Below are 13,067 nucleotides of genomic sequence, written 5' to 3'. Positions count from 1 at the left end.
AGAACGGCTCGCGCGCCATGATCGTCTATGGTGACCATGCCGAACGCGCCTGTCCTGCCGAGCGGATCGAGCAGATCGCAGCCGAACTCCGCCAGATCGAGGCCATGCCGGCAGGCATTGCGCGGCACGGGGCGCTCGTTGCCGCCTTCGTCGCGCTGGCCCGGATCGCGCAAGGTATCGCCGATGCGCATTTCCAGGAGGTTGGGGCAGATGGCGGTTCGCCGGCTGAAGCGGACCTGCTCGCCAGTCTCGTCGAACTGGCGCATGCTATCATGGCGTCCTGGCATGGCGGTTTCGCCGTGGTGTCTTTGCCGAAGCCGGCATGTCCGGCCAGGCTTCCCGATGCGGTGGAACTGAGGCGGCCGGAGGGGCATGCCTTCTATGCGGTCTATCCCGAGGCCTATGCGCTGGCCGCGGCGCGGCTGGTGCTGAAGGCGCCGCCACGGGTGATTGGCATCCGCAGCATCGGCACCGGCCTTGCCGCAATGGTCGCGGCCATGCTCGGCGCGCCGCCGCCGCTCACCGTCCGGCCGATCAGCCATCCCTTCCGGCGGCGGATCGAGATGGCGTCCGAAATTGCCGCAGCGCTGCCGGCAGAGGATTGTCATTATGTGGTGGTCGATGAAGGGCCGGGTCTTTCGGGCAGCTCCTTCGCGGCGGTGGCCGGTTTTCTCGAGGCGCGGAACGTGCCCCGCGACCGGATCGCCTTCCTGCCGAGCCATGGGGGAAATCCCGGAGCGCAGGCGAGCAATGCCGTGCGACGGCGCTGGGCGGAAGCGCAGCGTCCCGTCGTGGAGATGGACGAGCTGATTCCGCCCGCGCGGCTGGCCGCATGGGTATCGAGCCTGGTCGGCCCGCTGGTCGCCCCGCCCGAAGACATTTCGGGCGGGGCATGGCGGCGGCATGTTTTCACCGACGAACGGGACTGGCCTGCCGTCGATCCCTATCGGGAGCGCCGCAAATTTCTCGTCCGGACGGCGAAGGGGCGATGGCTGGCCCGCTTCGCCGGAATAGGCGAGGGCGCGTACAAGCTGGAGCGCGCGCGGACGCTCCATGCCGCAGGGCTGGTGCCGGAGGTGCGGGGGCTTGTTCACGGCTTCCTCGTCGAACGCTGGGAGGAGGCGAGGCCGCTCGATCCGGCGGCGACGGATGCGATCGGGGCGGTCGCTCATTATCTGGGGCTCCGCACGCGGCTGTTGCCGTCTCCGGTGACGGAGGGCGCCACGCTGCCTGCATTGTTCGAAATGGCGGAGTGCAATATCCGGGTGGGGCTGGGCGAGCGCGAGGCGCTGCGCTTCGCGGCTCGCCATGCGCCCGATGCAGCGCTTGCGGCGCGTGCCATCCCGGTCGCGACGGACAATCGCTGCGACATGCAGGAATGGCTGCATCTGCCTGACGGCCGCATTTTGAAGGCCGACGCGCTCGACCATGATATGGGGCACGACCTTGTCGGGCCGCAGGATCCCGCCTGGGACGTGGCCGGGGCGGCGGCGGAGTTCGATCTGGAGGATGAGCGGCTTGCGCTGCTGGTTGCGCTGCTCGATCGCATCGCGCCACGTCCGATCGATTTGGCGCTGCTCGGCTTTTTCAGGCCCTGCTATCTGGCCTTCCGTCTTGGCGCGGCAAGGCTGGCGGCGGGTACGCTCGCCAACTGGCCGGCCGAAGCGATGCGCAACGAAGCATCGGCAGAGCGCTATGCCCAACGGCTGGCGCGACTGCTCGCCTGCCCATAGGCTGCATTCGGCCGATCCGCAGCTCGGCATCGGTCCGCTCGTCCATCAGCTTCACCATGCGGTCGAATGACAGCGGCCGCGCAACTGCCAATGGATATCGAAATCGCTGAAGGAGACTTTCGGGCACGGCGATTGTAGCCGTAGCGCGCGCGTCTACGACCTTAGTCGCTGATGTTGGTCGATGGCAGAAGGTCTATGCATTTCCTGTGCACGAGCGGGGCGTAACGCCCCCAATCACAAGGAGAGAAAAATGCCGGCTGAATGCCTTGCCCTTTGTCATCGGGACACCCCAAGCCGAGCAAGACGATCGGTGCTTCGCGAAACGAGCCTGATCGCATTGCTTGTCGGTCTGTCCGCGGGCATGGGCCAGCCGGCGTTCGGACAATCGGTCGCTCCTGCCGACGCGGTTGCAAGCCCGACGGAAGCCGCTCCCGCCGAACCGGAAGCGGCTGCTCAGGAAATCATCGTGACTGGCCAGCGGCGCAGCCAGCGCCTGCAAGATGTGCCAGCGTCGATCACCGCAGTATCCTCCGAAGCCATCAACAATTCGGGGTTCACGCGGCCCGAGGACCTTCAGCGGGTTGCTCCTTCCCTCAGCTTCAATCCCAGCCAGGGCGCAGGCTTCCAGATCCGGGGCGTCGGCAGTCAGGGCGTGGACTATAATCTGGAAAAGGCCGTCGCTACGGTCGTCGACGATGTCGTGCAGGGCACGCCCCGCAACATTGGCATCAACACGCTGAGCGATATCGAGCGCGTCGAGGTGCTGCGCGGGCCTCAGGGCACATTGTTCGGCAAAAATGCCTCGGGCGGCGTGGTCTTCGTCGTGACGCAGAAGCCGAGGCTCGGCGAAACCGAAGTCATCGGCCGATACCGCTATGGAAGCTATGACGAGATCCTGCTCGACAACACGGTCAATGTGCCGGTCGCGGAAAATCTCGCCTTCCGCGCGACGGGCATCTATCAGCGTCGCGACGGGACGTCCCGGAACCGCTTCAACGGCCAGCGCGCCACCGGCTATCGGGATTATGCGCTGAAGGGCAAGCTGCTCTGGGAGCCGGTGCCCGACCTCGAAGCCTATATCATCGCCGATTATCAGAACCATCGTAACACCGGCCTGGGCTATCTCAACGTCCATCGCCGGCTTGTGCCCTATACCGGCGCGGCCAATACGATCGATCTGGCCCAGGTCCTCGGCGGCTATGGCATCACGCCGAGCTCGACCACCGAGCAATTCGCGCAGGACACCCATCCCTTCGCCACGGTCAAGTCCGAAGGCATCCAGGCGAATATCAGCTATCATCTGGGCGATTATACGCTGACATCCGTCACCGCGTACAAGCACCAGAAAAATTACTCGCAGTCCGACCTCGATTATACGTCGCTTCCTATCTTCAGCTACAACAGAAATTTCCTCACCGCCGATCAGATTTCGCAGGAGATCCGGCTGAACTCGCCCACTGGCGGCTTCCTCGACTATGTCGTCGGCGTCTATTTCTTCGACCTCGACGTCCATGCGGAGGAGCGGCAGGGCGGCACCTTCTTCCGCACCGACCTGCCCCCCGGCACGCTGCTCAGCCCGGTGGGAGGTGTCGGCAACTATCGCGCCAAATCGCGCAGCTATGCGGCGTTCGGGCAGGCCAATCTGCACCTGACGGACCAGTTCACCGCCATTCTCGGCGGGCGCTATACGCATGATCGCGTCTTCGCGAGCTTCCGCACGAGCGCGGATCCCAATTTCACGCTTCTCCCGCAGACCGTGCTATTCGCGCCGGCCGCGCTGTCCGACGAGCAGGATGATTTTTCGGGGAAGGTGACGGTGCAATATGAGCCGTCGCGCAGCTTCATGATCTATGCGACGGCGTCGCAGGGCTATAAGGCACCGGCGATCGCGACGATCCGCGGCAATGTCCGCAAGGTGGAGCCGGAAACGGTGACCAATTACGAGATCGGCGTGAAGTCCCAATTATTCGATCGGGCGCTGACGCTCAACGTCACCGCCTTTACGCAGAAGTTCAAGAATTTCCAGACGCAGACGGTCACGCAATTCCCGGACGGCAGCCTTTCGATCGTGCTGGCCAATGCGGGCGGCCTGCGCTCGCGAGGCATTGAGGCGGACTCGCAACTGCGTCTTTCGCGCAACTTCTCGCTGAACGGGAGCGTCGCCTATACGCCGACCAAATATACGGATTTCCTCACCTCCTGCTATGCCGGCCAGCCGCTCAACCCGTCGCCGGGCCCCGGCTGCTACATCGCGCCGGGCACCACGACGCGCGTGCATCAGGCGGCGGGCAAGCCGCTGATCTATGCTCCGAAATATGCCTATACTGTGGGCGGCGATTATTCCGTTCCGCTTGGCGATCATTCGATCGACGCCAATGTCGTTTATACATGGCGGAGCAGGACCTATACGGTCGCGGGCGATCCTTTCACCATCGTTCCGAGCTACGGCCTGTTCAACGGCAATGTGAGCTTCGGGGCGGAGGATGACAGCTGGCGCGTTGGCCTCTATTTCCGCAACCTCTTCGACAAGTTCTATGTCGCGCGCATCAACCGCTCGGTTTTCGCAGCGCCGGGAACGCTGGTCCATACGCCGGCGATCGACGCGCACCGCACCATTGGCGGGCAGGTGTCGTTCCGCTTCTGAGGGCCAAGGCCTATGCCCCCCCATGAGCGGCCGAGCCATGAGGTTCCGGCCGCTTATGAGGAGCGGTTATTTGCGGGCAGGCCGGCTGCCGGCGGATCTTTGATTCAGCACGGCTGAATTCACAAAATATCGAAGCCCGACTCCCTGCATTTGGCGAGTCAGGCCCCGATATCGATCGACGGGCCGGCTGGCAGCCGGCCGTCGCGTCACTTCCGGCGCGCAATCTCCGCGACATAGGCGCCGAAGGGCTTCAGGCTGACTTCGCTCCCGCTGGCGCTTGCGCCGTTCACGGCCAGCGGTTTCGTGATGCGCACTGCCTCCACCGCGGCAAGGCCGACCGTTGCCGGCTTGTCGCTCAAGTTGAGAAGGACGAGCACGGTCGCCTCGGGCGAGCTGCGCAGAAAAGCCAGGACAGAGGGATTGGTCCGGTCCACCGATATGAAATCGCCCAGAAATGCCGGATGCGTCCGGCGCAGCGCGATCAACTGGCGATACCATGAGAGGACAGAGCTGGGATCGGACGTCTGCGCGGCGACGTTCCGGGTGCGATAATCGTCACCGACCGGCAGCCAGGGCTTGGCACCGCGGTTGAAGCCCGCATTGACCGATGCATCCCACTGCATGGGCGTGCGTTCGCCGTCGCGGCCCTTCTCCTGCGGCCAGCCCTTGCGGCCGATCGGATCCTGCACATCCTCGACCCGCTTCGGATCGTTGTTCAGCATTCCGATCTCCTGCCCATAATAGAGGATCGGCGTGCCGCGCAGCGTCAGCAGCAGGGCGCCCGTCAGCTTCGCTATATCGTCCGGATCATGGCCGGGTGGCGTCAGCCGGCTGGCCGCGCGGATGTTGTCATGATTGTCGAGCGCGAAGGTCGGCCAGCCGCCCACCGGATTGTTTTCCACCGCCTCGATGCGTTCACGCAGCGACGATGCCGCGAACGGCTTTGCCCTGATCAGGCTCAGGAACATCGGCATCTGGATCTCGTCATTGCGCGGGCCGTAATAGCGGGCGATGTCCTTGCCCGTCTCGGCATAGGTCTCGCCGATCAGCACCCGGCCGGGATAGCGATCGACCACCTGCCCGCGCAGCCGCTGCAGCTGAGTATGGACTTCGGGCAGACGATAATTGTTGATGCGCTCCTGCCGGGGCATCCCATATTCGTCCTTGCCGGGAAGTTCTGGATTATCCTTCAGATCCTCGCGTTCGAACATGGAATCGACCGCATCGAGGCGGAAGCCATAGACGCCCTTGTCGAACCACCAGCGAACGATGTCGAACATCGCCGCTTCAACCTTCGGATTGCGCAGGTTCAGGTCGGGCTGCTCCGGCGTATACATATGATAATAATATTGGCCGGCCTTCGAATTCCCGGTCCAGGCCGGGCCACCAAATTGCGAGGTCCAGTTGTTGGGCGGACCACCGGCCTTGCCATCGCGCCAGATGTAAAAATCGCGATAGGGATTGTCGCGCGCGCTGCTGGCCTGCTTGAACCACTCATGCTGATCCGATGTGTGATTGATGACGAGGTCCAGCACCAGCTTGACGCCATTCTGCTTGCCGAGTGCGATCAGCCGGTCGAGATCGGCAAGCGTGCCATATTGCGGGTCCACATCCTTGAAGTCGGACACGTCATAGCCGAAGTCGACTTGAGGCGAGGGGAACATCGGCGTCAACCAGATCGCATCGATGCCAAGATCCCGCAGATAATCGATCCGGCCGGCAATGCCCTTCAGGTCGCCGACGCCATCATTGTCGCTGTCGGCGAAGCTTCGCGGATAGACTTCGTAGAAAACCGCTTTTTTCCACCAGTCCGCCTGTGCCGCCGCCGGATTGGCGGGCATCTTCATCGGGGTAGGAGATGTGTTGCCCTGCACGGGCTCGGCGGCGACTGCGCAGCCCGAAGCGAGCAGGGCCATTCCTAGTGCGACAGTGCCATTCAACCAGCTCTTCAGCATCGCTTCCCTTCCTCCCTATGAGCGCCGTGCATGGTCATGAGCGACCGCGTCACGGCATTAGTCGTTTGCGGCCCTGTGAAAGATGCCAGCGCATGGCGAGCGCCGCGCCATCGGCATCATGGTGGCGGATCGCTTCCACCACCGTCTCATGCTCGTCGATCATCGCCTGGATCGCCTGCGCGGAGCGCGACCGGGAAATATCGACGCCGGCCTGCATGACCCGATCCACCTCCTCATGCATCCGCTCGAAGGCCGCGACGAAAGCCTGATTGCCCGTGCCCCGCATGATCGCCTGGTGCAGCGCCATATCCTCTTCATGGGCCGGGCTGTTCGACAGCAGGGCGTTGCGCAAGGCATCCATTGCGGCCGAGATGGCGTCCATATCCGCTTCGGAGCGGCGCGTGGCCGCCAGCCGGGCGGCCTCGGCCTCCAGCACGAAGCGTACCTCATAGGTGCCGAGCGTCGCCGACAGCTCGGACATGGGCATGTGATCGGACAGTCGCCCGGATGGGCGGCGTTTCACGAAGGAGCCGGCACCTCGGCGAGCCTCGACGATGCCATCCGAACCCAGCCGCACGAGCGCTTCGCGAACCACCGTGCGCGAAACGGCAAGCATGTCGGCCAGGCGCGCCTCGGCGGGCAGGCGATCACCCGTCTTGAGGTCGTTCTGCTCAATGATCCGGACGACGTCGGCATAGACACGATCGACAAGGCGGCGCCCGTTCATGCGCGGTCCTTATCGATTCCGGCAAAAGGCCGGAATTGCCGATGCGCCGGATGAAATCCGATCCTGGCGATCGGCAGCACGGACATGTCCGGCGCAGCCGAAGGCGGGAGCCATCCAGGGTCGGCGCTCATGGATGGAAGCCATTTTGCGATAGCTGCCCTGTGCGAACGCGCTCGACCGCTACGTCGCAAGGCACAACATGCCTCTCATCCACAGCCTCTCCTCTCACCTGCTCTCCCCGAGTCCGCAAGTCTGTCGTACAGCTTGCGATAGCATCGAGACCGGCGGTCTAATTACTTAACGGTATGGCAGATTCCCCGGCCGTGAAACAGGGGAAAATTGGCTATTGACCCCTCAACGAGTCTCCGCATATCGAATAGTTGTCGTACCAGTTCTGAGTGCCGCTGCTTGGAGGCGGTAATCTGTATGACTGCTGGCGCAGCGTCAGCGACGCAGTTCTGGGAAGGCCAAGAACAGCGCTCATGCATCGCAATTGAGCGCGCCCCGATGGCAGTGGGCGGCGGCCTCGACAGGCGGTCGACAATCCACTCTTAAATGGTGGCGGAGAGGGAGAAATGATGAACTTGGAAAGCCTCAACGAGCAGGTTTCAATCGGGCATTCGCCGTCCTGGGGCGCGACGCATGTTCCGAGCCGTGATCTTGCGCTGACGCCTACGCAGCTCAGGGTCATGGAAGGCGTGCAGTCGGGCATGCCCAACAAGCAGATCGCCTTTGCGCTCGGCATAGCGGAAGCGACCGTCAAGGCGCATATGACCGCGTTGATGCGCAAGCTGAACGTCCGCAATCGCACGCAGGTCGCTCTCGTCGCTCGCCACTTCGCTTCTGTCGAAGCGGACTGATGCACCTTTGATCGTCGATGCTGGCGAGGGGGCAATGATCCCTAGGGTCATCGGCTGTCTTGAACGAAGGCCGGCCGCAGGAGGGGACTCAAATCTTTCCAGCCGGCGGTGCGAACAAAAAGCCACCCGGGGCGGGGGGGGCGCCGCCGGGTGGCCGGCCTCGGAGCTTTTCCGAGGATAGTGGAAAGGAGATGTAGTTCGCGTCAGGCGGCCGCAGCCATATTGTCCGCCGGAGCGAGCCGGATCAGATAATCGAACGCCGACAGCGCCGCCTTCGATCCTTCGCCCATCGCGATCACGATCTGCTTGTAAGGCACCGTGGTCGCGTCACCGGCTGCGAAGATGCCGGGCTGCGAAGTTTCGCCGCGATGGTCGATCTCGATCTCGCCGCGCGGGCTGAGCGCGATCGCGCCCTTCAGCCATTCGGTGTTGGGCACCAGGCCGATCTGGACGAAGATGCCCTCCAGCGCGACCTCATGGACCATATCATGGTTGCGGTCCTTGTAGGTCAGGCCGACGACCTTCTCGCCATCGCCGCGCACCTCGGTGGTGAGCGCCGACGTGATCACCTTCACATTGGGCAGGCTGGCGAGCTTGCGCTGCAGCACTGCATCGGCGCGCAGATCGCTGTCGAACTCGATCAGCGTGACATGGGCAACGATACCGGCGAGGTCGATCGCCGCCTCGACGCCGCTATTGCCGCCGCCGATCACCGCGACGCGCTTGCCCTTGAACAGCGGGCCGTCGCAATGCGGGCAATAGGCCACGCCCTTGTTGCGATATTCGTCCTCGCCGGGCACGTTCATCTGGCGCCAGCGCGCGCCGGTGGACAGGATCACGGTCCGCGCCTCGAGCGATGCCCCATTCTCCAGCTTCACCTCATGCAATCCGCCGGGCGTCTTCGCCGGAACCAGCGCCGTCGCCCGCTGCAGATTCATGATGTCGACGTCATAATCCTTGACGTGCTGCTCCAGATGGGCGGCGAGCTTCGGCCCTTCGGTGTGCGGCACCGAGATGAAATTCTCGATCGCCATGGTGTCGAGCACCTGGCCGCCGAAGCGCTCGGCCGCGATGCCGGTGCGGACGCCCTTGCGTGCGGTATAGATCGCCGCCGCCGCACCCGCCGGGCCGCCGCCGACGACAAGCACGTCGAACGGATCCTTGGCGTTGATCTTCTCGGCCGCGCGCGCCGAGGCGCCGCTGTCGATCTTGGCGACGATCTGCTCCAGCTCCATCCGGCCCTGGCCGAACGGCTCGCCGTTCAGGAAGATGGTCGGCACGGCCATCACCTTGCGCTCGGCGACCTCGTCCTGGAACAGCGCGCCGTCGATGGCGACATGGCTGATGCGCGGATTGAGCACGCTCATCAGGTTCAGCGCCTGCACGACATCCGGGCAGTTCTGGCAGGAGAGCGAGAAATAGGTTTCGAAGGCATAGTCGCCGTCGAGATTCTTGACCTGCTCGATCAGCTCCTGCGCGGCCTTCGACGGATGACCGCCGACCTGCAGCAGGGCGAGGACGAGCGAGGTGAATTCATGGCCCATTGGCAGGCCCGCGAAGCGCACGCCGATGTCGGTGCCCGCGCGGCGGATCATGAAGCTCGGGCGGCGCTTGTCGTCATCCTTGCGGAAGAGGCTGACCTTGTCCGACAGCGAGGCGATATCCTCCAGCAGCGCGTTGAGCTCGGCCGATTTCGGGCTGTCGTCGAGCGACGCGACCAGCTCGATCGGCTGGGTGATGTTGCCGAGATAGGCCTGCAGCTGCTGCTTGAGGTTGGCGTCCAACATGCTCTCTACTCCAAACTATATTGTCCGCTGCGGGAGCTCCGGGGACGGCGGCTGCCGCCCCCGGATGCCGATAGAAGCCGCAGGGCTTAGATCTTGCCGACCAGGTCGAGCGACGGGGCGAGGGTCTTTTCACCCTCTTCCCACTTCGCCGGGCAGACTTCGCCCGGGTGGGCGGCGACATATTGCGCGGCCTTGACCTTGCGCAGCAGCTCGGTGGCATTGCGGCCGATGCCTTCGGCGGTCACCTCGGTGAACTGGATGACGCCCTCGGGGTCGACCAGGAAGGTGCCACGGTCAGCCAGGCCCACGCCCTCGCGCATCACACCGAAATTGTTGGTGATCTGGCCGCTCGGATCGCCAAGCATGGTGTAGCTGATCTTGCCGATTGCGGGCGAGCTGTCGTGCCACGCCTTGTGCGAGAAATGCGTGTCGGTCGAGACGCTGTAGATTTCCACGCCCAGCTTCTGGAACTCGGCATAATTGTCCGCGAGGTCCTCGAGCTCGGTCGGGCAGACGAAGGTGAAGTCGGCCGGATAGAAGAAGAAGATCGCCCACTTGCCTGCCACATCGGCCTCGGTGACCGTGACGAACTTCCCTTCCTTATAGGCCTCGGCCTTGAAGGGCTTGAGCGAGCTACCAATGATCGACATGCATGAATCTCCTTTGCATCGGACGGACCTGATTTAGCGTCAGCCGACGCGATACGGAAATTGGTAATCCCGCTCTTATAGATCGATCCAGGCAATCAATCGTGCATGATTGATAAATTTGTTAACCAAAGCGCAATGCGCCGACAGCCGTCAAGCCAGTCCATGACGGTCCCGACAATCCGATCGCGAGCCGGGCGGGATGGCGCAGCCTTGCCGCGCCATCCCGTCTGCGCCCGCGTCAGAAGCGATAGGCGACACCCAGGAGGATTTGGTGACGGTCAAACTTGCCGTCGCCCTCGCTCAGGTCGGAGTAGCGATATTCCAGCCGCGTCGAGATATTCTGCGCCACCGCCCGCTCGGCGCCGCCGCCGATCAGCCAGCCATCGCGGTTCGAGGAGGCCGAGCGCGTCCCGGTCGCATCCGTCAATGTGGTCCGCGCCCGCACGTTCGTATAGCCGGCGCGGCCATAGATGAGCGTGTTGTCGGTCACGAGATAGCCTGCGCGTGCCGTCAGATCGAGCGAGCGCTTCGGATCGATGGTCAGGCGCGACGTGCCGGAGGTGCGAACGATGCTGTCGTCGGCGCCGAAATTCACGCCGCCTTCCGCGCCGATGACGATGCGCGGTGCGATCTTATAGTCGTAGCCGGCGAAGACGCCGCCCACGAACGCATCCTGCGAGCGACCGACCTGCAAATCGCCCAGCGGGGTCGATGGCGTACCCAGATCGTCCTTGTTCCAGCCGGCCTGCACACCGACGAACGGGCCATTGAATGGCTCCGCCGATGCTGCGCCGCCGAAGCCCGCCACCAGCGCGAGCGCGGCTGCCGAGGAAAGAATCTTCTTCATTTTCAATCTCCCTGGATGGATCGAGCCGCCGGTCCGACGGCCGTCAGGGGGGATTTAGGCAGCGATCTCATTGCGGGAAATCCGAATAAAATAGAAAATAATGCTCCAAAAAATCGAATGATTGAGCTTCGATCGACAGCCCTGGCTGCGCCGTGCGAGCCGATGGAGGCTAGGTCGTTCCTTCGGCTGCCTGAATGTTTGACTTCAGCCATCTCCTTCGGCACGCTTCCCTGGTCGTAATGGGAGAGATCGGCATTGCCGGCGCCGAAGGAGCAACCGCCCCGGAAACTCTCAGGCAGAAGGACCGTGCGGCGCCAACATTCTGGAGAGAGGCGCTTCGGGCGCCCGCCGACGGGATAGCGATCTCAGGCGACAGGACAGAAGGGGCATGCACCTGCGGGAGTTTCCGCGAGAGGAGTGTGCCGTGCCGCCAGTCGTTCCTTTCCTTCACCCTGGGATAAGCCTGACCGAATTGTACACGATCGGCATCGGCCCATCGAGTTCGCACACGGTCGGCCCGATGCGTGCCGCCGCCGCCTTCGCGCGCGAGATCCTGCGCCATCCCGTTCGTGCGGTGCGCGTCGGCTGCGATCTTTACGGCTCGCTGGCGCTGACGGGTCTGGGGCACGGCACCGACGGCGCGGTTCTGCTCGGGCTGGCCGGCTGGCAGCCGGAAACGGTCGATCCGGATGCGGTGCCCGGATTTCTCGCCGGATCTCGCGCACAGGGGGCGCTGCCGCTCGGCCGCGGCGCGGGCGATGGCGGCTATCCGGTCGCCTTTGTCGAGAAGGACGATCTGCGCTTCCATCCCGATCGGTTCGAGCCCGGCCATCCCAATGCCATGGACCTGACGGCCCGCTTCGCCGATGGCAGCACGCTCGTTCAGCGTTATTATTCCATCGGCGGCGGCGCGATCCGGCGCGAGGGCGAGCAAGCGGAGACCGCCGATATCGTCGTCCCTTATCCTTTCGCCTCCGCTGCCGAGCTGCTGGAAAAAGCCGAGGCTGCCGGGATCGGCCTGGGTGCGCTCGTGTGCCGCAACGAGGAAGCATGGCGCACGCCGGCGGAGACGCAGGCATTTCTCGACGGGGTTCACGCCGCCATGAGCGCCTGCATCGATCGCGGCATGACGCGTGAAGGCGTGCTGCCGGGCGGCCTCAACGTGCGCCGGCGGGCGAAGGATCTGCATGCCGCGCTTCTCGCCCGGATCGAGCGCGGCGCGCCGGTGCAGGCGATGCGGTGGGTGAGCCTCTGGGCGCTGGCGGTGAATGAGGAAAATGCCGGAGGCGGGCGTGTCGTCACCGCGCCGACCAATGGTGCTGCGGGCGTGATCCCGGCGGTCCTGCGCTATTTCGAGACGTTCGAGGGCGGCAGCGACCGGGAAGCGATCCGCACCTTCCTCGCGACGGCAGCGGCGATCGGCATGCTCTACAAGACGCGCGCCTCGATCTCGGCGGCGGAAATGGGCTGTCAGGGGGAGGTGGGCGTCGCCTGCTCGATGGCCGCGGCGGGGTTGACGGCGGTGCTGGGGGGCAGCAACGCGCAGATCGAGAATGCCGCCGAGATCGGCATGGAACATAATCTGGGGCTGACCTGCGATCCGATCGGCGGCCTGGTGCAGGTGCCTTGCATCGAGCGCAATACGATGGGCGCGATCAAGGCGATCAACGCCGCCTATCTGGCGCTGGACGGCGATGGCCGCCACATCGTGTCGCTCGACCAGGTGATCGAGACGATGCGCCAGACGGGCGAAGACATGCGCGCCAAATATAAGGAGACGAGCCTGGGCGGGCTCGCGGTGAACGTCGTCGCCTGTTGAACGATTACCGGATCATGGATGTGCAGCGCGGGCGGCCCTTGGAAG

Annotated in this window: 9 protein-coding genes and 2 riboswitches; of the genes, 4 read left to right on the top strand and 5 right to left on the bottom strand. The window is 64.1% G+C overall.

The annotated features are described in order from the left end of the window. Positions 1-17: 17 nt before the first annotated feature. Both CLG96_RS17035 and CLG96_RS17030 read left to right on the top strand, forming a co-directional pair. Complete coding sequence (locus CLG96_RS17035; protein WP_107969775.1) at positions 18-1,733, top strand: hypothetical protein; 1,716 nt, start codon at positions 18-20, stop codon at positions 1,731-1,733. 310 nt (positions 1,734-2,043) lie between these two features. Then, positions 2,044-4,377, top strand: a complete 2,334-nt coding sequence (locus CLG96_RS17030) for a TonB-dependent receptor (RefSeq protein WP_165799691.1) — start codon at positions 2,044-2,046, stop codon at positions 4,375-4,377. A gap of 206 nt (positions 4,378-4,583) precedes the next feature. On the opposite strand, the gene CLG96_RS17025 is transcribed toward CLG96_RS17030, so the two are convergent. Both CLG96_RS17025 and CLG96_RS17020 read right to left on the bottom strand, forming a co-directional pair. After that, positions 4,584-6,332 (bottom strand): glycoside hydrolase family 13 protein, encoded by a 1,749-nt coding sequence (locus CLG96_RS17025; protein WP_243395847.1) that lies wholly within the window; start codon positions 6,330-6,332, stop codon positions 4,584-4,586. Positions 6,333-6,381: 49 nt separating this feature from the next. Further along, the gene (locus tag CLG96_RS17020) at positions 6,382-7,059 is read right to left on the bottom strand and encodes a FadR/GntR family transcriptional regulator (protein WP_107969769.1); all 678 of its coding nucleotides are present in this window, start codon (positions 7,057-7,059) and stop codon (positions 6,382-6,384) included. Positions 7,060-7,637: 578 nt separating this feature from the next. On the opposite strand from CLG96_RS17020, the gene CLG96_RS17015 reads away from it, so the two are divergent. Next, positions 7,638-7,919 carry a helix-turn-helix domain-containing protein gene (locus tag CLG96_RS17015; protein ID WP_107969892.1) on the top strand — a complete coding sequence of 94 codons (282 nt, stop codon included), beginning with the start codon at positions 7,638-7,640 and terminating at the stop codon, positions 7,917-7,919. Positions 7,920-8,122: 203 nt separating this feature from the next. Here CLG96_RS17015 and ahpF read toward each other — a convergent pair whose 3' ends face one another. The 3 genes from ahpF to CLG96_RS17000 all read right to left on the bottom strand — a co-directional run bounded on the left by ahpF (position 8,123) and on the right by CLG96_RS17000 (position 11,203). After that, complete coding sequence (gene ahpF, locus CLG96_RS17010) at positions 8,123-9,706, bottom strand: alkyl hydroperoxide reductase subunit F (RefSeq protein WP_107969767.1); 1,584 nt, start codon at positions 9,704-9,706, stop codon at positions 8,123-8,125. An 86-nt stretch (positions 9,707-9,792) separates the two neighbouring features. Further along, on the bottom strand, positions 9,793-10,356 hold the full coding sequence (ahpC, locus tag CLG96_RS17005; RefSeq protein ID WP_107969765.1) for an alkyl hydroperoxide reductase subunit C: 564 nt from the start codon (positions 10,354-10,356) through the stop codon (positions 9,793-9,795). A gap of 238 nt (positions 10,357-10,594) precedes the next feature. Then, entirely contained in the window at positions 10,595-11,203 is a 609-nt protein-coding gene (locus CLG96_RS17000) for an outer membrane protein (protein WP_107969763.1), read from the bottom strand. 230 nt (positions 11,204-11,433) lie between these two features. Continuing rightward, positions 11,434-11,520, top strand: a riboswitch (glycine riboswitch). 1 nt (position 11,521) lies between these two features. Then, a riboswitch (glycine riboswitch) is annotated at positions 11,522-11,588 on the top strand. 39 nt (positions 11,589-11,627) lie between these two features. Here CLG96_RS17000 and CLG96_RS16995 point away from each other — a divergent pair. Next, positions 11,628-13,022, top strand: coding sequence for an L-serine ammonia-lyase (locus CLG96_RS16995; RefSeq protein ID WP_243395845.1), 1,395 nt, complete (start codon positions 11,628-11,630; stop codon positions 13,020-13,022). Positions 13,023-13,067: the final 45 nt, after the last annotated feature.

The organism is Sphingomonas oleivorans (genome assembly GCF_003050615.1).
Classification (GTDB): domain Bacteria; phylum Pseudomonadota; class Alphaproteobacteria; order Sphingomonadales; family Sphingomonadaceae; genus Sphingomonas_H; species Sphingomonas_H oleivorans.
The sequence above is the reverse complement of the archived record's forward strand: the minus strand, read 5'-3'. Positions and strand labels throughout refer to the sequence as shown.